21 protein-coding genes, 1 tRNA gene, 1 other RNA gene and 1 riboswitch are annotated in these 24,728 nt (G+C 38.8%); of the genes, 18 read left to right on the forward strand and 5 right to left on the reverse strand.

Going from position 1 to position 24,728, the window contains the following annotated elements; translation table 11 throughout:
• Positions 1-41: 41 nt before the first annotated feature.
• Positions 42-992, forward strand: coding sequence for a DNA-binding protein WhiA (gene whiA, locus F7732_RS11800; protein ID WP_151574062.1), 951 nt, complete (start codon positions 42-44; stop codon positions 990-992).
• A gap of 26 nt (positions 993-1,018) precedes the next feature.
• Positions 1,019-1,276: an HPr family phosphocarrier protein gene (locus F7732_RS11805; RefSeq protein ID WP_151574064.1), complete on the forward strand. Its 258-nt coding sequence runs from the start codon at positions 1,019-1,021 to the stop codon at positions 1,274-1,276.
• Between the two features lie 153 nt (positions 1,277-1,429).
• Here F7732_RS11805 and clpP read toward each other — a convergent pair whose 3' ends face one another.
• Both clpP and F7732_RS11815 read right to left on the reverse strand, forming a co-directional pair.
• The gene (gene clpP / locus F7732_RS11810) at positions 1,430-2,026 is read right to left on the reverse strand and encodes an ATP-dependent Clp endopeptidase proteolytic subunit ClpP (protein WP_066442629.1); all 597 of its coding nucleotides are present in this window, start codon (positions 2,024-2,026) and stop codon (positions 1,430-1,432) included.
• A gap of 334 nt (positions 2,027-2,360) precedes the next feature.
• Positions 2,361-2,432: transfer RNA gene (locus F7732_RS11815), tRNA-Arg, on the reverse strand.
• A 74-nt stretch (positions 2,433-2,506) separates the two neighbouring features.
• On the opposite strand from F7732_RS11815, the gene F7732_RS22645 reads away from it, so the two are divergent.
• From F7732_RS22645 to eno, 9 genes are all read left to right on the forward strand, one after another.
• Positions 2,507-2,704, forward strand: coding sequence for a hypothetical protein (locus F7732_RS22645; RefSeq protein WP_161598871.1), 198 nt, complete (start codon positions 2,507-2,509; stop codon positions 2,702-2,704).
• Positions 2,705-2,826: 122 nt separating this feature from the next.
• A riboswitch (cyclic di-GMP riboswitch) is annotated at positions 2,827-2,921 on the reverse strand.
• Between the two features lie 165 nt (positions 2,922-3,086).
• Complete coding sequence (rpoN, locus tag F7732_RS11820) at positions 3,087-4,418, forward strand: RNA polymerase factor sigma-54 (RefSeq protein ID WP_151574066.1); 1,332 nt, start codon at positions 3,087-3,089, stop codon at positions 4,416-4,418.
• A gap of 13 nt (positions 4,419-4,431) precedes the next feature.
• A complete protein-coding gene (locus F7732_RS11825; RefSeq protein ID WP_151574068.1) occupies positions 4,432-4,671 on the forward strand; it encodes a glutaredoxin family protein in 240 nt (79 codons plus the stop codon).
• Positions 4,672-4,879: 208 nt separating this feature from the next.
• Complete coding sequence (locus F7732_RS11830) at positions 4,880-5,902, forward strand: sugar-binding transcriptional regulator (RefSeq protein ID WP_151574070.1); 1,023 nt, start codon at positions 4,880-4,882, stop codon at positions 5,900-5,902.
• Positions 5,903-5,946: 44 nt separating this feature from the next.
• A complete protein-coding gene (gene gap, locus F7732_RS11835; RefSeq protein WP_151574072.1) occupies positions 5,947-6,954 on the forward strand; it encodes a type I glyceraldehyde-3-phosphate dehydrogenase in 1,008 nt (335 codons plus the stop codon).
• Positions 6,955-7,219: 265 nt separating this feature from the next.
• Positions 7,220-8,404 (forward strand): phosphoglycerate kinase, encoded by a 1,185-nt coding sequence (locus tag F7732_RS11840; RefSeq protein WP_151574074.1) that lies wholly within the window; start codon positions 7,220-7,222, stop codon positions 8,402-8,404.
• Positions 8,405-8,588: 184 nt separating this feature from the next.
• Complete coding sequence (gene tpiA / locus F7732_RS11845) at positions 8,589-9,350, forward strand: triose-phosphate isomerase (protein ID WP_151574076.1); 762 nt, start codon at positions 8,589-8,591, stop codon at positions 9,348-9,350.
• Positions 9,343-10,878, forward strand: coding sequence for a 2,3-bisphosphoglycerate-independent phosphoglycerate mutase (gene gpmI, locus F7732_RS11850; protein WP_151574078.1), 1,536 nt, complete (start codon positions 9,343-9,345; stop codon positions 10,876-10,878). The genes tpiA and gpmI overlap by 8 nt, the downstream gene beginning before the upstream one ends.
• Positions 10,879-10,924: 46 nt before the next feature.
• Positions 10,925-12,220, forward strand: a complete 1,296-nt coding sequence (gene eno, locus F7732_RS11855; protein ID WP_151574080.1) for a phosphopyruvate hydratase — start codon at positions 10,925-10,927, stop codon at positions 12,218-12,220.
• Positions 12,221-12,451: 231 nt separating this feature from the next.
• Here the strand turns inward: eno and F7732_RS11860 are convergent, their stop codons facing one another.
• Positions 12,452-13,672, reverse strand: a complete 1,221-nt coding sequence (locus F7732_RS11860; RefSeq protein ID WP_151574082.1) for an MFS transporter — start codon at positions 13,670-13,672, stop codon at positions 12,452-12,454.
• A 104-nt stretch (positions 13,673-13,776) separates the two neighbouring features.
• The gene (locus F7732_RS11865; RefSeq protein ID WP_151574083.1) at positions 13,777-15,162 is read right to left on the reverse strand and encodes a PTS transporter subunit EIIC; all 1,386 of its coding nucleotides are present in this window, start codon (positions 15,160-15,162) and stop codon (positions 13,777-13,779) included.
• Between the two features lie 479 nt (positions 15,163-15,641).
• Here F7732_RS11865 and F7732_RS11870 point away from each other — a divergent pair, with 479 nt between their 5' ends.
• Positions 15,642-17,021 (forward strand): M24 family metallopeptidase, encoded by a 1,380-nt coding sequence (locus tag F7732_RS11870; protein ID WP_151574085.1) that lies wholly within the window; start codon positions 15,642-15,644, stop codon positions 17,019-17,021.
• A gap of 147 nt (positions 17,022-17,168) precedes the next feature.
• Here the strand turns inward: F7732_RS11870 and F7732_RS11875 are convergent, their stop codons facing one another.
• Positions 17,169-18,620, reverse strand: a complete 1,452-nt coding sequence (locus tag F7732_RS11875; RefSeq protein ID WP_161598872.1) for a M81 family metallopeptidase — start codon at positions 18,618-18,620, stop codon at positions 17,169-17,171.
• 201 nt (positions 18,621-18,821) lie between these two features.
• Between F7732_RS11875 and F7732_RS11880 the strand changes: the two genes are divergently transcribed.
• The 6 genes from F7732_RS11880 (at position 18,822) to ssrA (ending at position 24,530) form a co-directional block, all read left to right on the forward strand.
• Complete coding sequence (locus F7732_RS11880; RefSeq protein ID WP_151574089.1) at positions 18,822-19,589, forward strand: DeoR/GlpR family DNA-binding transcription regulator; 768 nt, start codon at positions 18,822-18,824, stop codon at positions 19,587-19,589.
• Between the two features lie 319 nt (positions 19,590-19,908).
• Positions 19,909-20,142, forward strand: a complete 234-nt coding sequence (gene secG / locus F7732_RS11885) for a preprotein translocase subunit SecG (protein ID WP_151574091.1) — start codon at positions 19,909-19,911, stop codon at positions 20,140-20,142.
• Between the two features lie 160 nt (positions 20,143-20,302).
• On the forward strand, positions 20,303-21,049 hold the full coding sequence (locus F7732_RS11890; protein WP_151574093.1) for an alpha/beta hydrolase: 747 nt from the start codon (positions 20,303-20,305) through the stop codon (positions 21,047-21,049).
• 73 nt (positions 21,050-21,122) lie between these two features.
• Positions 21,123-23,411: a ribonuclease R gene (gene rnr / locus F7732_RS11895; RefSeq protein WP_420837694.1), complete on the forward strand. Its 2,289-nt coding sequence runs from the start codon at positions 21,123-21,125 to the stop codon at positions 23,409-23,411.
• A gap of 117 nt (positions 23,412-23,528) precedes the next feature.
• A complete protein-coding gene (gene smpB, locus F7732_RS11900; protein WP_151574097.1) occupies positions 23,529-23,996 on the forward strand; it encodes an SsrA-binding protein SmpB in 468 nt (155 codons plus the stop codon).
• 174 nt (positions 23,997-24,170) lie between these two features.
• Positions 24,171-24,530, forward strand: a transfer-messenger RNA (tmRNA) gene (gene ssrA, locus F7732_RS11905).
• Positions 24,531-24,728: the final 198 nt, after the last annotated feature.

Genomic DNA, 24,728 nt, shown 5'->3' on the forward strand with positions numbered 1-24,728 from the left:
GTTTTTAATCTAAAACATTGTGCCAGGTAGGGGGTGGAGGAATGTCTTTCGCTTCAGAAACAAAAAAAGAACTGACCAATATTGAAACAAAGGACTGCTGCAGTATATCTGAACTCTCTGCCTTAATCCGGATGAATGGTTCTTTATCCTTTTCCAATCGTAAATTGGTTGTTGACATACAAACGGAAAATGCAGCGATTGCCAGAAGAATCTATACGCTAATTAAAAAGAATTATAGTGTACAGGTAGAGCTACTTGTTCGTAAAAAAATGAGATTAAAGAAAAACAATGTCTATATTGTCCGTCTTGCTGAAGGGGCAAGTACAATCCTGGATGATTTGAAGATCTTAAGTGAGGGCTTTGTTTTTACACATGATATCGCCCAGGAGCTTGTTAAAAAGAAATGCTGTAAGCGTTCTTACCTTCGCGGAGCTTTTCTTGCCGGAGGCTCTGTCAACAATCCGGAAACATCGTCGTATCACCTTGAAATTGCCTCTTTATATAAGGAACACAATGATGCATTATGCGAGCTTATGAACACATTTGGCTTAAACAGTAAAACACTGGAACGAAAAAAAGGCTTTATTACGTATTTAAAAGAAGCAGAAAAAATAACCGAATTCTTAAATATTGTTGGCGCTCATGCTGCTTTGCTGCGGTTTGAGGATATCAGGATTGTCCGTGATATGCGAAACTCGGTTAACCGTCTTGTAAATTGTGAAACTGCGAACTTGAACAAAACGATTGGTGCAGCACTGCGCCAAGTCGAAAACATAAAATATATTGAACAAACGGTAGGGCTGCAAATCCTTCCAGATAAATTACGGGAAATTGCAGAACTGCGTGTAGCTTATCAGGATGTAACACTAAAAGAGCTTGGGGAAATGGTGTCTGGCGGAAATATCAGCAAATCAGGCATTAATCACCGACTTCGTAAAATTGATGAAATTGCAGAAAAGCTAAAAGCGGGTGATATTACAATCCCCCAGTAGCGAGCAATAGGAGGATTGATTTTTTTATGGTGGAAAAACAGGTTGAGGTAAAATTAAAAACAGGTTTACAGGCACGGCCAGCGGCATTATTCGTTCAAGAAGCAAATCGTTTTTCAGCTGATATTTTTCTGGAGCGAGATGGAAAAAAGGTAAACGCGAAAAGTATAATGGGCTTGATGAGCCTGGCTGTCAGCACGGGTGCCACAATTACATTAATGGCTAGCGGCAGTGATGAACAAGAAGCGCTAGAGCAATTGGCTAAATACATTCAGCAAGAACAATAGAAAGAAAGGGCACATTCTTAGGAGTGTGTCCTTTTTCGTGGGAGATTTTGCGAACTAGAAGCTGAGGAGTAGATTTTGTCCAGCTGCTAATTTTTTGAATCTAATTTCATGAACAAAAAAGTGAGGCACATGTTAGTGCCTCACTCTGAACCATTATTTTGCTTCGTTTGGATTGCGGGAAATGATTTTGTCAATTAAGCCGTACTCTAATGCTCTTTCAGCTGTCATAAAGTTATCGCGGTCTGTATCCTTTGCAATCACTTCAAGCGGCTGTCCAGTGCGCTCTGCAAGAATCGTATTTAATTTTTCGCGAAGGAAAAGAATACGTTTTGCAGCAATTTCAATTTCAGTTGCCTGACCTTGAGCACCTCCAAGTGGCTGGTGAATCATCACTTCACTATTTGGAAGTGCGAAGCGTTTTCCTTTTTCACCGGCAGCAAGAAGGAAGGCACCCATTGAAGCAGCCATACCTGTGCAGATCGTAGAAACGCTTGGCTTGATGTATTGCATAGTATCGTAAATCGCCATGCCAGCCGTGATGCTTCCGCCTGGAGAGTTGATGTATAATGTAATATCTTTTTCAGGATTTTCAGCCTCTAAGAATAGCAATTGAGCTACAATGGAGTTGGCAACATTATCATCGATTGCACTGCCAAGCATAATAATACGGTCTTTTAAAAGGCGGGAGTAAATATCATAAGCACGTTCCCCGCGGTTTGTTTGTTCGATAACTGTAGGGATTAAATTCATTCTAATTCCTCCTTTAAAATTAAGGGATAGTGCAGACTTAATTCTGTAAGACATACACCATTTTTATGTAGTTTCATCATACACTAATGGTCAATAAAGGTCAAAAGAATCGCACCTTTAGGAAAGCGAAATCGTTCGACAGATTTTGATTGACCTATTTCTAAATACTTTTTGTGAACATTCCACTTTATATTTTACCCAACCTGTATATTTTTAACACCTTGTGGGAAAATAAAAAATTGCTTGCCTGTTTTCAGAGGAGTAAAGAAGAAAATAGAACGATCCTTCTAAACAAGAAAAGGCCATTGCTTTATTCAGCAATGGCCTTTTCATACACCCTCGGAGGGAATCGAACCCCCATCTCAAGAACCGGAATCTTACGTGCTATCCGTTGCACCACGAGGGCAGATTATCAAGTACTGTAAACACTCAAATTCCTTAAGCGTTACGAATACTAATTATAGGATAATATGAACAACATTGCAACATTCTTTTAGCATGTCTATGAGTTTGCTGAAATTGCTTCGAGAGAGAGGGGCAGAAATCAAAAATGCCGGTCCATCATTCAATGATGGATCGGCATGCTGGACAGGTGATAACTTCATTCTTTCTGAACTGAATCTTCTTGAAATCGTTCTTGGTGAAAGTCGTAAAGACATTGTACTTGTGTCCGCATAAGCATGTGTGCTGGTCCTTGACGACGTGTCTAATTTCTTTGTCCTTGCTGAGTACTGTTGGAAAAATCATTGTTCACCCTTCTTAAAGCAGTATTAGGCAAATTAAAAAGGAATGATCGACTTATATGCAACCCGGCTGCCATGGCATGTGTACAAGCACATACTTTAGGCCCGTGGCTTTGCGTCTTTTACTTTCGTAAAATTTGCCCAATGGAATAATACCATAAAATGAAAGATAAATCATTGTAAAATTTTGATTTGTAACAAAATAGAAATATAGAGTTTTTTTGGAAACGGTTTCTCTGGGTCTTTTTCTCTGTCAGTAATTATCCATACAATTATAGGGCTTCTTCCTGTAAAATAGGAATGAAGGGGGAAGCAGAATGGATTTAAAAGCAGGTTTATGGCAGCAGCAAACCTTGAAGTTAGCGATGACCCAGGAGTTAAAGCAGTCTATTGAGCTATTGCAATTTAATTCCCAGGAGCTCACTGCTTTTTTGGAAGAGAAGGCTCTGGAAAATCCCCTGATGGAGCTAAACTCAAATTTTGTGAAAACAATGGATCCCCGTGCACAGCGAATTAAAAAATCAAAGCTTAAACAAAATCAAGATAAAGAGAAATGGATTGAACAGCTTGCTGTAAATGTTCAGCAATTGGATGATTATCTGATTCAGCAGCTTCCAGCCAATCTGACAGAACTGGAAAAAAAAATCATTCTTCATTTTATATACAGTCTTGATGAAAACGGTTACTTATATAATATTAATTTGCCGCAGGTTGCCGAGCTTTATGATGCTGATGGAGAAACTGTGCGAGAGCAGCTCGATCTCTTGCAGCACTTAGAACCGGCAGGGATTGGTGCACGCAGTTTGCAGGAATGTTTATTATTGCAGCTGGAGCGTCTGGTGCCAGTCAACGAAATGGCTGAAGAAATTATCCGTCAGCACTTTCAATTGTTTGCAGATAAAAAATGGAAACAGTTAGCGAGGGAAATCAAAGCAGATGTAAAAGAGATTCAAGCAGTCTATGATCTCGTGCAGACGTTAAATCCTAAACCGGGAGCAAGCTTTGCTTCCGAAAAGCCAGCATATATCATACCTGATGTCATCGTGTATACAGAACAAAACGGCCTTCACATCCAGCTATATGATGAAAATGTACCTAGTATTTCCTATAATGAAGGATATGCAAAGAAACTTCATAGTGCAGGTGATCAGCAGGTGGGTCGTTACCTGCAGAACCGGCAGCAGGATTACCAATGGATCAAACGCTCAATCGAACAAAGGAAAGAAACGATCTTAAAAGTTACAAGAAAGATCGCAGAGCGCCAGCCTCAATTCTTTCTAAAAGGATCAGCTTTTTTAAAGCCTATGACGATGAAGGAAATTGCGGATGAACTTGAAATCCATGAATCAACGGTGAGCAGGGCGGTTAGAGGCAAATATATGCAGACTCCGTTTGGAACATTTGAACTGCGTAGCTTTTTTGTCAGTATGATTAAGACGGCAGGCAATGCTGATGCTTCATCTAAAGAGGCGAAAGCGGCGATTCACAAGCTCATCTCCTCAGAAAATAAACAAAAACCACTTTCAGATCAGGAGATTGCCAATTTGCTGAAAACAGAGGCTGGCTTTGTTATTTCCCGAAGGACAGCAGCTAAATATCGCGAACAGCTTGGGATTCCGTCCTCTTCTAAACGAAAGAGATATGATTGAAAGGAGACTGCTTATGAATAAGACGTTAACCTTATACACTCGAAACAAATGTCCGCTATGCGATAAAGCGAAACAAATCATTATCGAATTAAAAGAAAAATTCAACTTTCAATATATTGAATATGATATTGATAATAGTGATGAGCTGACAGAACGATACGGCTTAATGATTCCAGTTGTCTATGTCGATGGAGAAGAGATTCAGTATGGCCAAGTGGATCGTTTTACAGTAGAGGAAGCTCTAATTAAATAGACAGAGGCTATAACTGCTATAACAAAAATTGGAACAAACGTTATTTTTAAAAAATAGGCTAGAAAATAAGACAATATTAGTTGCATTCAAGAATCATTCTTGCTAAAATTCAAATTGTAGCAAGCGTGATTTTTTTTTCAGTCGGTGGGACATAATATGTCTATGCGGGACTAAAATTGACCAACAGGTGATTGTAAGGAGCTGCGAGATGTACTCACTAATTGATATCCAGAAAAAATTATTGCCAGATTTGCTTGCTGTTATGCAGAAACGCTACCACATTCTTGAGTACATAAACCAAATGCAGCCTGTGGGCAGAAGGAGCTTGGCAGTGAGTCTTGGGCTTACTGAACGAGTACTTCGCAGTGAAGTAGATTTCCTGAAAACACAGGACTTGATTACCGTTGCCAGCTTAGGAATGAGCGTTACGGAAGATGGTCGGAAATTACTTGTCGAACTTCGCAGCATAATGAGAGAAATTTCGGGTATAGTGAAAATGGAACAGCAGCTGGCCGATAAATTGGGCATTCAAAGAGCCATTATCGTTTCCGGAAACGCGGACGAAGCTCCTTGGGTTAAAAATGAACTTGGCAGAGCGACGGCACAGTGGATGAAATCCTCCTTGCATGGAGAGAATATCATCGGTGTGACTGGTGGAACAACCATGTCAACTGTGGCAAAAATGCTGACGCCGACGAAACCTGACCAGAATTGGCTGTTTGTACCGGCTAGAGGCGGTATTGGAGAGGATGTCAAAAATCAGGCAAACACGATTTGTTCACAAATGGCAGAAAATACAGATTCAAAACATCGAGTCTTATACGCGCCAGACGAAGTGAGCAAGGAAATGTATGAGTCTATGATTAAGGATCCAAACTTCACTGAGGTTCTTCATTTGATTAAGTCTGCATGCATGGTTCTCCACGGAATTGGAGATGCTATTACAATGGCGGAACGCCGTAAAACCAGCAGTGAGAATGTAAAAAAGCTTATTGCGGCAAACGCAGTTGGCGAAGCGTTTGGTTATTATTTCAATGAAGCCGGTGAGATCGTTCATAAAATTCAAACGGTCGGCCTGCAGCTCGCAGACTTGACTGCTATTCAGCATGTCCTTGCTGTTGCCGGTGGAGGCTCAAAGGCAAAAGCCATTGCAGCTTATATGAAAAGAGCTCCGAAATCCACTATTTTGATCACGGATGAAGGTGCTGCAAATCAGTTGTTAAAAGGGTAAAACCTTTAAATAAAAAATGATCCTTTCAAAGGAGGAAGTTATTCATGGCAGTAAAAGTTGGTATTAATGGTTTTGGTAGAATCGGGCGTGTGGTTTTCCGTGCAGCTTTAAAAAATCCTAATGTAGAGGTTGTTGCAGTAAATGACCTTACAGATGCAAACATGCTTGCACACCTTTTAAAATATGATACTGTTCACGGAACAGTAAACGAAGAAGTTACAGTTGATGGTGAATATCTAGTAGTTGGCGGACAACGCGTAAAAGTTATCGCAGAGCGCGATCCTGCTCAACTTGGCTGGGGAGACCTTGGCGTAGAAGTAGTAGTAGAATCTACTGGACGTTTCACTAAGCGTTCTGACGCTGCTAAACACTTAGAAGCTGGCGCTAAAAAAGTAATCATCTCTGCTCCTGCAACTGACGAAGATATCACAGTTGTTATGGGTGTTAACCATGATAAATATGATCCAGCACAACATGATGTTATCTCTAACGCTTCTTGTACGACAAACTGCTTAGCTCCTTTTGCTAAAGTATTAAACGACAAGTTCGGAATCAAACGCGGTATGATGACAACAGTTCACTCATACACAAATGATCAGCAAATCCTTGACTTGCCGCACAAAGACTATCGCCGTGCACGTGCAGCAGCTGAAAACATCATTCCTACAACAACTGGTGCTGCAAAAGCAGTTTCTCTAGTTTTACCTGAACTTAAAGGTAAATTAAACGGTGGAGCAATGCGTGTTCCAACTCCAAACGTTTCACTAGTTGACTTAGTTGCTGAGCTTGATCAAAACGTTACAGCTGAAGAAGTAAATGCTGCACTTAAAGAAGCTGCTGAAGGCGATCTTAAAGGCATTCTTGCTTACAGCGAAGAGCCATTAGTATCTAGCGACTACAACGGTAACCCAGCTTCTTCTACAATCGATGCATTATCTACAATGGTTCTAGAAGACAGCATGGTAAAAGTTATCTCTTGGTATGATAACGAGTCTGGCTACTCTAACCGTGTAGTTGACCTAGTTGATTATATCGCTCAAAAAGGTCTTTAATTTTACCGATATTAACGCTAATTTAACCTCATCATAATGGATATAACATATGTGAATGTCTATAATGATAAATGGGAACGGGGGAGCAGGGAACATATCCCTCTCCCCCGTTGTCTTTTCATGGGCATATGGCTATGAAAAGCAGTTAGCGCAAACTGCGTCCCAGGCATGCTTTTTAGGCTTGCCGGTGTACGAGTTTCTTATTGGCAAAGCAAATATTATATTTAGAAGATTATTAAATCTTCTAATAGGAGGTTCTTTTGCTATGAACAAGAAAAGCGTGAAAGATGTTGATTTAAAAGGCAAACGCGTATTTTGCCGTGTAGACTTTAACGTTCCAATGAAGGACGGTCAAGTTACAGACGAAACACGTATCCGTGCAGCATTGTCAACGATTAATTATTTAACAGAGCAAGGAGCAAAAGTTATTCTTGCAAGCCACCTTGGCCGTCCAAAAGGAGCCGTTGTTGAAGAACTTCGTTTAACTCCTGTTGCAAAACGTCTTTCAGAGCTTCTTGGCAAAGAAGTGAAAAAGGCAGATGAGGCATATGGCGATTCTGTGAAAGAATTAGTAGGAACAATGAATGAAGGCGATGTTTTATTATTAGAAAACGTTCGTTTTTATGCTGGTGAAGAAAAGAATGATCCTCAATTAGCAAAAGCTTTTGCTGAACTCGCAGATGTATATGTAAACGATGCATTTGGAGCAGCACACCGTGCACACGCTTCAACAGAAGGAATTGCACATCATCTTCCAGCTGTTTCCGGATTGCTAATGGAGAAAGAATTAGCTGTACTAGGAAAAGCAATGTCCAATCCTGAGCGTCCTTTCACTGCAATCATTGGCGGAGCAAAAGTAAAAGATAAAATCGGTGTTATTGAAAACCTTCTTGATAAAGTAGATAACCTAATCATCGGCGGCGGACTTGCATACACATTTGTAAAAGCACAAGGCCATGAAATCGGAAAATCCCTTTTGGAAGAAGACAAAATGGATTTAGCTCTTTCTTTTATTGCAAAAGCGAAAGAAAAAGGCGTTAAATTCTATATGCCAGTTGATGTAATTGTTTCTGATGATTTCTCAGAAGATGCAAATACAAAAGTAGTATCCATTGAAGAAATCCCTGCAGATTGGGAAGCGTTAGATATTGGACCGAAAACAGCTGAAATTTACAGCGAAGTCATCCAAAATTCAAAACTTGTTATCTGGAACGGACCAATGGGTGTGTTTGAACTAAACAAATTCGCTGGCGGAACAAAAGCTGTTGCAGAAGCACTTGCTGAAGCAAACGATACATATTCAGTCATCGGCGGCGGAGACTCTGCAGCTGCAGTTGAAAAGTTCCACTTAGCAGACAGAATGAGCCACATCTCTACAGGCGGCGGTGCTTCCCTTGAATTTATCGAAGGAAAAGAACTTCCTGGAGTAGTAGCGTTAAACGATAAATAAGACTGTTTCATATAGATATATTTTTTTCGCAGACTGGATCTGATCCTGCGGGTATTGGAGAAGGTGAGCCTGTAAGGCGCCAAAAGGCTTACCGCCTGCCCCAGGTAGAAGATCGCCATGAAGCGGGAAACAATCTGTAGTGAACAATTAATAGCTTGAAATAGAATGAAAGGATGTGCCCACCATGCGTAAACCTATTATCGCAGGAAACTGGAAAATGCATAAAACACTTTCCGAGGCAAAATCATTTATTGAAGAAGTAAACGGACTAGTTCCTGATCAAGAAAAGGTTGAAACAGTTGTATGTGCACCTGCACTATTTTTAGAGCGTTTAGTTGAAAGCACTAAAGGTACAGCTGTACAAATCGGTGCACAAAACATGCACTTTGAAAACTCTGGTGCTTTTACTGGTGAAACAAGCCCAGTTGCACTTGAAGATCTTGGTGTAAAATATGTCATTTTAGGCCACTCTGAGCGCCGTGAAATGTTTAACGAAACAGACGAGTCTGTTAACAAAAAGACATTGGCAGCATTTGCTCATGGTCTAACTCCAATTGTGTGTGTTGGTGAATCGCTTGAACAGCGTGAAAACGGAGAAACAAATCAGCTTGTTGGTGATCAAGTTGAAAAAGCTCTTGCTGGATTAACTGAAGATCAAGTAAAAGAAACAGTTATTGCTTACGAACCAATCTGGGCAATCGGCACAGGCAAATCTTCTACAGCAGCAGATGCTAATGAAGTATGTGCGCACATTCGCCAAGTAGTAGCAAAACAATTCTCTCAAACAGCTGCTGATGCAGTCCGCATTCAATATGGCGGCAGTGTAAAGCCTGCTAACATTAAAGAATACATGAGCGAATCTGATATTGATGGTGCTCTTGTTGGCGGTGCTAGCTTAGAAGCACAATCATTCCTGCAATTATTGGAGGCAGGCAAGAATGACTAAATCACCAGTAGCACTGATTATCCTGGATGGATTCGCGTTAAGAGGCGAAACAATGGGTAATGCGGTTGCTCAAGCTAAAAAGCCAAACTTTGACCGTTTTTGGAATCAATATCCGCATGCACAGCTTGTTGCAAGTGGTGAAGCGGTAGGACTTCCGGATGGACAAATGGGGAACTCTGAAGTTGGCCATTTGAATATTGGTGCTGGGCGTGTTGTTTATCAAAGCTTAACAAGAGTGAACGTTGCAATTCGTGAAGGAAATTTTGAGAAAAACGAAACATTCCTTTCAGCAATTGAACATGTTAAAAAGACGGGCAAGAACCTTCACTTAATGGGCTTGCTTTCTGACGGCGGTGTTCATAGCCATATTGAACACTTATATGCACTTCTTCGTTTAGCTGCTGAAGAAGGCGTAAAGAATGTATATGTGCATGGCTTCCTTGATGGACGTGATGTAGGTCCAAAAACAGCTGAGAAATACATTAAAGCTGCTGAGGAAAAGATGAAAGAATATGGTGTCGGACAATTCGCAACCATTTCTGGACGCTATTACTCTATGGACCGCGACAAACGCTGGGAGCGTGTGGAAAAGTCTTATCGCTCGATGGTATACGGTGAAGGCCCTTCTTATTCTTCTGCCCTTGATTTAGTAGAAGATAATTATCGCAACGGAATCTTTGATGAGTTCGTGATTCCGTCTGTCATTACAAAAGAAGACGGAACACCTGTAGGAGCCATCGAAGACGAGGATGCAGTTATTTTCTATAACTTCCGTCCTGACCGTGCGATCCAGATTTCCAACACATTTACGAATAAGGATTTCAGATCGTTCGACAGAGGTCCAAAGCATCCGAATAGCCTATATTTCGTTTGTTTGACACATTTTAGTGAAACAGTTGACGGATTTGTTGCGTTTAAACCAACAAACTTGGATAATACTTTAGGAGAGGTATTATCGCAAAACAAATTAAGACAGCTTCGAATTGCTGAAACAGAGAAATATCCACATGTTACCTTCTTTATGAGCGGTGGACGTGAGGATAAATTCCCTGGTGAAGAACGAATCCTGATTAATTCTCCAAAAGTTGCAACGTATGATTTACAGCCGGAAATGAGTGCATATGAATTAACGGATGCTCTGTTAAAAGAGATTGAAGCCGACAATTTCGATACAATCATTTTAAACTTTGCCAATCCGGATATGGTTGGACACTCTGGCATGCTGGAGCCGACAATCAAAGCTGTAGAAACAGTTGATGAATGTCTTGGCAAAATCGTTGATGCTCTTGTAGCTAAGGGCGGACATGCAATCATCACTGCTGACCACGGAAATGCCGATGAAGTTGTGACATTGGACGGCAATCCAATGACCGCTCATACGACAAATCCGGTTCCTGTCATTGTGACTAAAGAAGGCGTCACTTTGCGTGAGGATGGAATTCTTGGAGACCTTGCACCAACAGTTTTGGATCTATTAGGTCTTGAGAAGCCAACAGAAATGACAGGCACTACCATTATTAAAAAATAAAACGTATTTCCAAACTAATTTTTCATATAAAAAGGAGAGAATTATTATGCCATTTATCCAACATGTATATGCTCGTGAAGTATTAGACTCTCGCGGTAACCCAACAATCGAAGTAGAAGTGTTAACAGAATCAGGCTTTTTCGGCCGTGCAATGGTGCCATCTGGTGCATCAACTGGTGAGCACGAAGCTGTAGAACTTCGCGATGGCGACAATTCTCGCTACCTTGGAAAAGGTGTTCAAAAAGCAGTAGATAACGTAAACAACCTTATCGCTGAAGCAGTAATCGGCTTAGATGTAACAGATCAAGTGGGCATCGATCGCACAATGATCGAACTAGACGGTACTGAAAACAAAGGCAAACTAGGCGCTAACGCTATCCTAGGTGTTTCTATGGCTGCTGCACATGCTGCTGCTGAGTCTGTAGGACTTCCTTTATACCGTTACCTTGGCGGTTTCAACGCGAAGCAGCTTCCAACTCCAATGATGAACATCATCAACGGTGGTTCTCATGCTGATAACAACGTTGACTTCCAAGAATTCATGATCATGCCTGTTGGAGCTCCAACATTCAAAGAAGCAATCCGTATGGGTGCTGAAGTATTCCACAGCCTGAAAAAAGTTCTTTCTGGCAAAGGCTTAAACACAGCTGTTGGTGACGAAGGCGGATTCGCTCCAAACCTTGGTTCTAACCGTGAAGCTCTTGAAGTAATCATCGAAGCAATCACAAACGCTGGTTACGAAGCTGGTAAGGACATCTACCTTGCAATGGACGTTGCTTCTTCTGAGTTCTATAACAAAGAAACAAGCAAATATGATCTTGCAGGCGAAGGCCGTACAGGTTTATCTTCTGAAGATATGGTTAACTTCTACGAAGAGCTTGTTAACGAATTCCCAATCATCTCAATTGAAGATGGTCTTGACGAAAACGACTGGGATGGCCACAAGCTATTAACTGAGCGCATCGGCGGCAAAGTTCAACTTGTTGGTGACGACCTATTCGTTACAAATACGAAGAAACTTGCACAAGGTATTGAGCAAGGCGTTGGCAACTCAATCCTAATCAAAGTAAACCAAATCGGTACACTTACAGAAACGTTTGAAGCAATCGAAATGGCGAAGCGTGCTGGCTACACAGCTGTAGTTTCTCACCGTTCTGGTGAAACAGAAGACGCAACAATCGCTGACATCGCTGTTGCAACAAACGCTGGACAAATCAAAACTGGTTCTATGTCCCGTACAGACCGTATCGCGAAATACAACCAGCTTCTTCGCATCGAAGACGAACTTGGCGATTTAGCTGTATACGATGGTTTGAAATCTTTTTATAACTTGAGCAAGTAAGTTTGAAGTTAAAAAAAGATACCTGAATTGTGTCGTACAGAGTGATTTTATACCGCTTGAATTAAACGATACAAAGACATGATTTAATTCGCAAAACAGTATTTATAAAACCTCCTATAAATGTGTGATGAATCCACGTTTATAGGAGGTTTTTGTGTGTTGAAAAAGATTTGCATAAAGAATCCGTGCAACGAACAGCATTTAATTTTAGGATGGTCGCTGTGAAGATTTTCAGTTAGCCAAAGTATTATCCTTCATTTCATTTTTTGTAAGTATTACAGCTAATATCAAGGCAATAAAGATTAATATCATATTCATCATTACTACTCCAGGCCATCCGTTTTCACTCCAAATTAAACCGCCTATTGTACCGACCACACTAGATCCAAGGTAGTAGAAAAATAAGTAGAAGGAGGATGCTTGTGCTTTGCTTTTAGTTGTAATTAAACCAATCCAGCTACTAGAAATAGAGTGACTACTAAAAAATCCATAAACAGAAATCGCTGTCCCAATTAGTTTTACAGGAATGTTAGGAACTAATGTGAGTGTTATTCCAATTAATATTAAAGTTAAACTAATAAAAATAGCAGATTTCCTGCCAAATAGTCTAATTACTTTATCAGCACCTACAGAACTAAACATACCAACAAAATAAAGCAAAAATATAAGACTGATTAATGATTCTGGAACGAAATAAGGAGAATCCAGAAGTGTAAATGACATATAATTAAACAAAGCAACATTTGTACCGAGTAGGATGAAGCCGATTAAAAATAGACACATCAACCTATATTGTGAAAGAGTATAAAACATAGATTTTGTAATTTGAGTGAATTTAAAAGTAGTGGTGTCAGGAACAAAATTCTGTGATTCAGGCACCATACGTGTAAATAAAATGCTGGCAATCAAACTGATGACTCCAACAACTAAAATAGCAATCTGCCAGTTCGTTTGCTCTGCTACCATCCCTGTAATAAAACGGCCAAAGGTTGATCCCAGTGCATTTCCTGATATATATAAACCCATAGCTGGGGCTAAACTTTTTGTCCCTATCTCCTCACTTAAATATGCCATCGCGATAGAAGGAAGGCCAGCCAGAGCAATGCCTTGAATGGCTCTAAGTCCTAATATCCAGTAAATATTAGAACTAAAAGGTATGAAAAAGCATATGATGGCTGAAATGATAAGGGATATATTCATTAATTTCACTCGGCCTGACCTATCAGAAAGAATACCGAAAAAAATCATAGATACTGCTAAAAAGAATGTTGCCAAGGAAAGAGATAAACTAGAAATTGCAGGGGTTATATTAAATTGTGAAGCAAAGTTTGGCAACAATGGCTGCACACAGTATAAAATAGCAAATGTATTAAAACCCGCAATAAAAAATGCGAGATTAATACGTTTGTAAAGAAACGATCCTCTTTCAACGCGTTGCGATTTTAATTCCATCTTAAAGAACTTCCTTTTTTATAGATTGCAGCCCCTGACAATATTGTCAGGGGCTGCTTCAGTTATGAGAGGACATCAAACGAGTTCTCTATAATATCAAATTCTTATAGTTCTCTTTGCAGTTCTTTTCTTATTATTAACTTAGTTACTACAAAAGAAACGATTATTGTGACTGCAGCAACGATTGCCCCAAGAATTACCTTATCAAAACCTCCGTCGTTATCAATAAAAAATACAAAGGTTGATAAACCGGGTGCAGCACCTGCAATATATGCATATAGTTTGAACGTACCTGCTACGATCCCGCCTGCAATAGCACCAGAAGCTACACCGATTAGTGTTTTAGGTTTTAGAATTAATGATCCATAAAATGCAGGTTCTGTTATACCAAAAAGTGCCGTTACACCAGATGAATAAATGACCCCTTTTTTAGCTTTATCTATTGTTGATGAAGCAACCGCCAAAGCGCTTGCACCAACACTTAGGTTAGATATAAATCCAGCGGCAGTTATAAATGGATCATAACCTACCTCTGCTACTATTTGTATTTTCATTGGAGGTAATGTCTTATCTAACCCAAACATAACTAAATACGGGTAGACTGCTGCTAGTATTGGCGTTGCAAAAGTACCTATTGTTTCTCCAATTGAAGTAATAACATAACCTACAAATTCACTCATAGTAGTTCCGATAGGCCCTAAGAAGATTAAAGTAACAGGAACAACAATAATCATAGTTAGTAAGGGTTTTAAAAAGAATGATAATGCCTCAGGTATTATTTTAGAAAGTAACTTATTGACAAAATACATAAAGAATACGCCCAGGAATATAGGAAACACGGATGAACCATAATTAACAAGTGGGATAGGAATACCTAAAAAATCTAATCCCTCGACACCGCTAATTGAGGGACTTACCAGTACTGCACCAAGTAGTGCCCCTAGAATCGGGTCCATGTTCAAATTTCTGGATAAGGTATAACCAATATAGACAGGTAAAAATGTAAAGCTTGCAGAGAAAATGGCAATTAACACTTGCGCAGTACCGCTATCTGTCTCTACACCAAAGTAGTTAATTAATATATTTCTAATGGCTAAAATGATCCCACCGGTAATTAAAGCAGGAACAATTGGCATAAATACCGCAGCCATGAAACTTCCAAATTTGTTAACGTAATATTGAAGATTTTTTTTTGAAGTATTTACTTCCTTTGTTTTAGACTCACTTTTATCAGTAGATTCCCAACCTGTTACTTTTATAAATTCATTGTAAGCTTCACCGACTTTTGGTCCGATGATAAGCTGAATTTGGTTATCTTTTTTAACAGCAGCATTTATATCTGGAAGATTGTTTAAAGCTTCATGATCTATTAATTGCTCATTTTTAATATTAATTCTAAGACGTGTAGCACAGTGAGTGATGCTGCTAATATTATCAATACCACCAATACTATCCAGCGCTTTATTGGATAAATTAGTATACTTTGCCATGTTTATTCTCCTCTCTTAATAGCATTTCTAAGTAATAGTCTGTATTTTTAAAAAGATTTCATTGTATTCGGAGATGATTTAAGTACGATTAATTAAATACGTTATATTCTTATTGTTCAGGTTTTAAATTCGCAGTAAATAACTCTTATACACTTGAAGTTAGATCAGTCTCTTCTTGTAAACTATCATCTGGGATCTCCTCGATATTAACCACATTTCCTTCTTAGCGGATATAAAAGGAATATTTGGGTTGTAAATAAATTAATTGAGCATTAATTTATTTTTATTATTCTCCTTTCAGTATTATCAGATAGTTAGCGTTTACATGTATAGAGTATAATTAAGTTGTTGTTATAAATCAACACAAATAAACAAATTAAGCTGAATTGTGTTATATTTAGTTGACTTATTGTGGTTAAATGTTATCATACGTGATATCAGAGGTGGTTTTTTAAATAAAATTTAAGGAGTTCATAAATATGGTTACGAAAGTAAAAAAAGTTATTCCCCCAAAGTTTGATCATTCAGGTGAACCAATATTTTTAAATGAGAATACTATTATGATGCGTAAACAGAAGATCTTAACCTTAATGAAAGAGGCAAATATAAGTTCTTTAGTTGTTTATGCTGATAAAGAACATGGCAGCAACTTTGAATACTTAACGGGCTTTATCCCACGATTTGAGGAAGGTCTGCATATTATTAATCAAGACGGTCACAGTACACTAGTTCTAGGGAATGAGAATTATAATAAAGTCAAATTCTCTCGTGTTGAAAGTAAAGGTGTTCATTGCCCGCTTCTATCTTTACCTAACCAGCCAATGGGTGATTTCTTGCCTATCAGTCATTATTTAAAACAAGCAGATATTGATACAACAAAGAAAGTAGGATTAGTTGGATGGAAATTGTTATCTTATAATTATAATGATTTTCATAAATCCTTTGATCTACCAGCTTTCATCGTTGACGGGTTAGCTGAAGTAGTGGGAGAAGACAAACTGGTGAATGCAACTCAACTTTATATTCATCCTAATAGAGGAGCACGAACGACCAATAATGCAAATGAGATTGCTCATTATGAATTTGGTGCCTCTTTAGCATCGGATGCATTACTCTTAGGTTTGGATAACTTAAAAGAAGGTGCAATTGAGAGAGAGATTGGTGATATGTTAAACCGAGATGGACAGTATCCAAGTGTAGTTACAATATCTGCTTTTGGAGAGCGATTCGTTAAAGCAAACCTTTATCCAACAAACCGTACACTAAAAAAAGGTGATAAGGTATCATTAACAGTTGGTTATAAAGGGGGATTATCAAGTCGCTCAGGTTATGCTGTCAATAACTTTAATGAATTGGAAGAAGTTGATCAAGGTTACTTTAATGAGGTTGTATTGCCATACTTTGAGGCATATAATTGGTGGCTTTCCAATATAACAATTGGGCAGAAAGGTGGAGAATTCTATGAACAATTCTCCGCGATTTATCCACCTGATAAATTTGGTTGGCATTTATGCCCCGGACATCTAACAGCAGATGAAGAGTGGTTGAGTTCAGCTTTCTATAAAGGCTCTGATGCAGTTGTTCAAAGCGGGAATATTCATCAGATTGATTTTATACCTGTTCAATCAGGTCATAATGGAGTTTCTGCGGAAAGTACTATTGTATTAGCTGATGAAAGACTTATAAACGAAATTCAATCTGAATATCCTGATCTATGGGAGAGAATTCAAACTCGTCGAAAATATATGAAAGAAATGTTAAATATTGAATTACAACCTCATGTGTTACCTCTTACAAGTACTGTTGGTTATTATCGTCCCTTCTTCTTAAATGGAGACATGGCGCTTGTGCTTGAATAAGAAAAACGAATACGATTTTAGTTTGTTATAGAAAAAATACTACAAAGAAACTTTAATATACTAAATATAAGTTGTAACTTGTTGAGACAATACTATTTAAATGAAAAAATGTACAATTCCTAATGGAATCGTACATTTTTTTAGTAATTATATTTTTAATTCATCAAAAGGGAACATGGGCCTGTCTATTAGCTTAAATTCTAATGCCTCTGTAACTTGATAGGTTGTACCCGGAGTCAAAACCATCAAACTTTGGTCTGCGAATTTTTTTAATTCAGGGAAAACATATCCTTGTTTTACAACAACAATATTATAATCTGAAATATTGACGTTCGCTATATCATATTGACGTATCTCTGCGAAACTAATTCCCGTTGTTGCAACCATTACATCAATAGGCTTGTCTTTTAATGACAACGTTATTACATCCCCCATTTTCTTTGATGAGCCAAAATAGTAAACAACGTCTCCGCGGGATTTTATCGTCCCTTCAATTTCTACAGGAGCACTAAGCTCATTTAGGTTTTTTCCTATGCTTACTTTTACAGAATCTCCTATATCATAATGAGATAGTTCATTGTATGCATATGGATCATTTATTGTTGCAAACAAGATGTTCTTGTCATTGTATTCGTCGGTATTCACAAATTTGTGTAAAAGCAGCGTGTTTATTCCTGTTGCTCCAGATGTAGAGTTATCTCCAGAATCTGTAAGTACAATTCGGTTATTATTTGATTTTATAGTTTCCTCTACTACATCTTCTGGATTAATTGTTTCTCCATGATAGTGAAAATCATGCCTTCTCTCAATAACAAACGAGGCTAATTGATCTGCTACTATATTAGCGTATTCTGCATGCTCTTTTGATGTGGGAACAACCACTATGCTACAGCCTGCATGTTGAGAATCGTGTCTGAGATAACCTACATGCCACGACGCGGATAAAATTCTACTATCTTCTTCATATTTATTTAGCTCTTGATTTATAGACTTGACTGGCTCATCAGTACTTACAGATCGTTCTCCACCAAGAATTATCGGTAACTTTCGATACACAGCATTTGTTCTTCTATTATCATTAATAAGATCTACTAACATCTTCGCTACCGTTTGAAGTGTTTCAGCAATGTCTGTATGAGGTGACTCTCTATAAGAACGCATGATCGTTGCACTCTCACAATACTCTTTATGCAAGTTTCCATGTGGATCTACCGCAACAGCGATAGGAAAGTTTTCTCCCATAATCTCTCTTATCCCTTTAAATATATAAGGTTCACCGCTGCTGCCATTTAAATTTTCAATTTTGCTTGCTCCATGCAAGAATAATAAAATTCCATCAAGTTCCTCGCGATATTTTTTAACGTCTCTAAATATTCGCTTTGCTATAAAATCAAAGGTATTTTCCTCTACTACACCTGAAGAGTGGGCATTAGCGTATAAGGAACCAATAACTTCAACATTATTTTCTTTAAAGATATTTCTGACATGCATTAAATCTTGTACATCGTCGCCATATGCAAGTAGATAATCTGTGATTTCAGCTTTTTTATCAATATGCTCGTTTGATTCTGTTGTAAAATTAGCGATTAATATTTTCACGTTTACCCCTCTTTTCAATAATTGATATCAAAGTGTTTATAAAAATAGTTATATGTTAAAATTCACATATAAACTAGTTCTTTAAAACAAATATAACATAAAAAGATTATTCTTGTTAATTATAGTGCGTTTTTATGATAAATCTTGTTATTTTAGTTGAGGATAATAAGGTGAAAGCTAAAAATTATAGGAGTGAATACGTTGAAACAAATAAAGCGACAAGTTTTTATATTAGATAGAATAAAGGTAAATGGGGAGGTTAACTCTAAAGATTTAGCAGAAGAACTAAATGTTTCTTTAATGACAATAAATCGAGATCTGAAGGAATTGGCAAAAAACGGAGAAGTTGAACTAGTATATGGGGGGGCTATATACAAAAAAGCTGATTTGTCAGAGTATCCTATGGCAATAAAAAAAGAAGTAAATGCATATGGGAAAACTTTAATTGGGAAGTATTGTAAAAGTATTGTGAGTCCTTACTCTTCAGTTTTTATAGAAACGGGTACTACAACTTTAGCAGTGGCACATGAAATTTTTGATATTCAAAATTGCTCTTTTTATTCAAATTCACTCATGGTACACACTACATTATCTAAATATGAGAATATATCTTTATATAGTGTTCCGGGGCAATATAGAGAATTGTCACAAGGTTTTCTAGGTGTGCAGACTATAGATTATATTAGAAATTTTCAATTTGATATTGTTTTCGTCGGAACGGAAGGAATTACTCTTAATACAGGTGTAACACTACCGGATGAAATGGATGCTTATACAAAAAAGTCATTGATAAATCAAACGAAAAAATTAGTTTTGGTTGCAGACAAAACGAAATTCGGAATTACACATCTTTATAAAATGTGTGATATAAAAGACTTTGATTTGATTGTTACGGATTTACCAAGCAGCAACAAAATATTTAAAGAAATAAGCCAGGTCACAAATATTGTATCTGTTAGTTCTAAATAATACATCAATCAGAGAAGTATTGACATGACTACATACTAAAGGGCTACTAAGTAAAGACTCAGACATATTCCTAATTTTTAGCATGTTTGCAGCAAAATTAATAAAGATCAAATAGTTGGAGAGAGACTTTACTTTGGGTTTTATTTAGTTCCCTTATTACTGCAAGAATTTCTCTTTATAGAAGAATTCAATATGGTATAATGCCACTCCTGCGCAAATAAAATCAACACATCTTTCCCAAGATATTGTCCAATTCCAATAAATATGATAAAATTTAAAATACTGTAAGTGTACGTTTCAGTTTCAGGAGGTGGGCTTAATGCATACATTATTCATTACATTACTGGTCATTGTTTCGATTGGACTTATTGTTGTTGTACTTCTTCAATCTGGTAAGAGTGCAGGACTTTCGGGTGCAATTTCCGGAGGAGCTGAACAGCTTTTCGGAAAACAAAAGGCACGCGGAATTGACTTAATTCTTCACCGTTTAACAATTGTGCTTTCTGTACTATTTTTCCTATTAACGATTGCTGTATCTTATTTTGCTCTATAAGCCTTTCCTGCCTGGCCGAAAAAGGTCAGGCTTTTATTATGCTTCAAAATAATGGAATAATATTCCTGCCTGAAGGCTTCTAAATGGATTGTTTTGTTGCGGTCTGTTAAAAATAGAACATACACATTAATCAAACGTTTGATTGAAAAGGGGTAAGAGAATGAAAGTTGTTGCACCAAAGCCGTTTACGTTCGGAGATGGAAAAAGAGCTGTATTGCTTCTACACGGATTTACGGGGAATACTGCAGATGTCAGAATGCTGGCTCGCTATCTTGAAGGAAAAGGCTATACATGTCACGCACCGCTTTTTAAAGGTCATGGTGTTCCGCCAGAAGAGCTTGTCCATACAGGACCAGAGGATTGGTGGAAAGATGTAATGGAAGGATATGAGCTTTTAAAAGAGATGGGGCATCAGGAGATCGCTGTTGCAGGACTGTCACTTGGGGGCGTATTTTCACTTAAATTAGGTTACACTGTTCCTGTAAAGGGAATAGTTCCAATGTGCGCGCCGATGTATATTAAAAGCGAAGAGACGATGTACAAGGGCATATTGGCGTATGCTAGAGAATATAAAAAACTTGAAGGGAAATCTGCGGACCAGATTGATTCTGAGATGGCGGAATTTGAAAAAACGCCAATGAATACACTAAAAGCCCTTCAAGAGCTGATTGCAGATGTCAGAAACCATGTGGATATGATCTATTCGCCAACATTTGTGGCACAAGCAAGACATGATCACATGATTAATACAGACAGTGCAAATATTATCTTTAATGAAGTAGAAAACGATCTAAAGAAACTAAAATGGTATGAAGAATCTGGACATGTTATTACGCTTGATAAACAGCGTGATGAGCTTCACGAGGATGTTTATCAGTTTTTAGAACAGTTAAATTGGGAAGACTAAAACAATTAGATATAAAGGAGGGAATCCTTTGGAGAATAAGTCAGCAGAGATAATTGAACAGCTTTTGAGCCATATGAAAGATGAAGCGTATAAGCCTTTAACCGTTCAGGAGCTGGAACAGGCATTTGGAATTGAAGATTCCGCTGATTTTAAGGATTTTGTGAAGGCGCTCGTCGTAATGGAGGAAAAAGGGTTAGTTGTTAGAACCCGCAGCAATCGTTATGGACTGCCGGAAAAAATGAATTTAATCCGCGGAAAAATGATTGGCCATGCAAAGGGCTTTGCGTTTGTTGTTCCGGATGAGCAGGGCATGGATGATATTTTTATCCCGCCAAATGAAACAAATAATGCGATGCATGGGGATATCGTGCTTGCTCGTGTAACAGCTGAATCGTCAGGTCAGCGCAGAGAAGGAACGATCGTTCGTATTCTAGAGCGCGGCATTCAGCAAATTGTCGGTACGTATACGGAAAGCAAGCATTTTGGATTTGTAATCCCTGATGATAAAAAGTTTGCCAGTGATATTTTTATCCCAAAAGCAAGCTCAAAAGGGGCAATAGAAGGCCATAAAGTGGTTGTAAAACTGACAACCTACCCAGAAGGACGAAAAAGTGCAGAAGGTGAAGTTATTGAGATCCTTGGTCATAAAAATGATCCGGGTGTTGATATTCTTTCGGTTATCCATAAGCATGGCCTGCCAATGGAGTTTCCTGACGATGTGCTTCAGCAGGCATCTGATACACCTGAAACCATTGATGAAAGTGAACTGAAAAATCGCCGTGATCTTAGAAATGAAACGATCGTGACGATTGATGGCGCAGATGCGAAGGACTTGGATGACGCTGTTACGGTTACAAAGCTTGAGAACGGAAACTACAGACTTGGTGTACATATTGCCGATGTTACCTATTATGTTACGGAAGATTCTTCAATAGACCGAGAAGCAGCAGACCGCGCGACAAGTGTGTATCTCGTAGATCGCGTGATTCCGATGATTCCACATCGTCTTTCAAATGGAATTTGTTCACTTAACCCGCAGGTTGATCGTTTAACGTTATCTTGTAATATGGAGATTACAGAAGACGGTGAAGTGGTCAATCATGAGATCTATCAAAGTGTGATTAAAACAGCAGAGCGGATGACGTATCATGATGTGAACAAAATTCTTGAGGATGAAGATGAAGAACTGATCAAGCGCTATGAACCATTAGTGCCGATGTTTAAAATGATGGAAGAGCTTGCTGCAATCTTACGCAAAAAGCGGATGCAGCGCGGAGCAATCGACTTTGATTTTAAAGAAGCAAAGGTGCTTGTTGATGATGAAGGTGCTCCAAAGGAAGTTGTCATTCGTGAACGCTCCGTAGCTGAACGGTTAATTGAAGAGTTCATGCTTGCGGCCAATGAAACCGTCGCTGAACATTTTCACTGGATGGAAGTGCCGTTCATTTATCGTATTCACGAGGATCCAAAAGAAGACAAGCTGCGCCGATTCTTTGAATTTATCACGAACTTCGGCTATATCGTAAAAGGAACAGCCAATGCTGTACATCCGCGTGCACTTCAGGAAATCATTGAAGAAGTACAAGGAAAACCGGAGGAAATGGTCGTTTCAACTGTTATGCTCCGTTCGATGCAGCAGGCAAAATACGATCCGGAAAGCTTAGGACACTTTGGGTTATCAACAGAGTTCTATACGCATTTTACCTCTCCGATTCGCCGTTATCCGGATTTAATCGTGCATCGTCTCATCCGCACATATTTAATTGAAGGCAAGATAGACCAAGCAACGAGAGAGAAGTGGAATATGCTTCTGCCTGATATTGCTGAGCATTCTTCTAATATGGAGCGCCGGGCAGTAGAAGCAGAACGTGAAACGGACGAGCTGAAAAAAGCAGAATATATGGCAGATAAAATTGGCGAAGAGTACGACGGGATTATTAGTTCTGTTACGAATTTCGGAATGTTCGTCGAGCTGCCAAATACGATTGAAGGTCTTGTTCATGTCAGCTATATGACCGATGATTATTATCGTTATGAAGAACGCCATATGGCAATGATCGGAGAACGTACAGGCAAGGTTTTCCGCATTGGTGATGAGATTACCGTTCGAGTTGTCAATGTCAATAAAGATGAACGTTCAATTGATTTTGAAATTGTCGGCATGAAAGGCACACGGCGCCGTGAAACAAATGATGCACCAAAAGTATTTAAAACAGGCAGCTCAGACCGTAAACCGCGCCGTGGCAAAAGTGGTGAAGGTGAGCGTAAAGGCAGCGCTGCTGAAGGTTCAAAACGCAAACATAAAAAGAATAAAAAGCATTTTGAAAATGCTCCAAAAGCAAAGCGTAAGAAAAAACGATAAGCTGTTGCTCCAAGTGTGCATTCACTTGGAGCAGGCAATATTCCGTTTTGAGGCCCTTTTTGCTACAATAGAAGGAAACGCTTTGTACGCGAGCTGCAACACAAGGGGGAAGTCAGTATGCCAAAGGGTAGCGGAAAGGTTATTGCGCAAAATAAAAAAGCCTTTCATGATTACGCAATAGAAGAAACATATGAAGCAGGTCTTGTTTTACAAGGTACAGAGATCAAGTCAATTCGAAATGGCCGCGTTAATTTAAAAGATTCTTATGCGCGCATCATAAACAATGAAATGTTCTTGATTGGCATGCATGTCAGTCCATATGAACAGGGAAACCGATATAATCACGATCCGTTAAGAACAAGAAAACTGCTGCTTCACCGCAAGGAAATCAACAAACTGATCGGTGAAACCAAGCAGTCCGGTTATGCACTTGTACCTCTAAAGCTCTATTTGAAAAATGGGTATGCTAAAGTGGCAATAGGCTTGGCAAGAGGGAAAAAGAAATACGACAAGCGTGAAGATTTGAAGAAAAAAGAAGCGAAACGTGAGGTTGAACGTGCCTTCCGTGAACGGCAGAAAATGTAGTTCCAGAACCTTACAATTGAAATTCTCTGTCACTATGTTATAATAATTTATGTCACCAAGCGGTGATACAAACTCTAGCTCATCTATTTCGAGCTTCCGAAACGTCAGCATGATGCCATGTTTGACTCATTTATAAAGCGGGAATAGGCTAAATGCCGACGCTTTTCTTATAATGGGGACGCTACGGATTCGACAGGGATAGTTCGAGCTTAGGTTGCGAGTCGAGGGGATCGGCCTCGTTAAAACGTCAACGCCTATAACTGGCAAACAACAAAACAACTTCGCTTTAGCTGCTTAATAGCGCTTTAGTGGTTCCTCCCTCCATTGCCCATGTGGTAGGGTAAGGGACTCAAACTTAGTGGGCTACGCCGGATTCCACCGTCTGAGGATGAAGGAAGAGAACAACCAGACTAGCTGACCGGGCGCCAGTCGATAGGCAGATGGCTCAGCGAAATACGAATATATCGACTACACTCGTAGAAGCTTAAGTGCCGATATCTTTGGACGAGGGTTCGACTCCCTCCGTCTCCACCAAATACATATTTGGTGGTTTTTTATTTTTTTCTATCTTAAAATGATTCCTTTATTTAATTATATTAGCTATAACATTTTTTACTCAAAAGCCTTCGAATTCACTATCGAAGGTTTTTTATTTTGTCTCATAAGAGGTAAAATAATCATTAAGATGAATTTATTGAATCACAGATAATATAAGACGGTTGCAGTTATCAC

It is taken from the genome of Bacillus mesophilum, assembly GCF_008923265.1.
GTDB classification, from domain to species: domain Bacteria; phylum Bacillota; class Bacilli; order Bacillales; family Cytobacillaceae; genus Cytobacillus; species Cytobacillus mesophilum.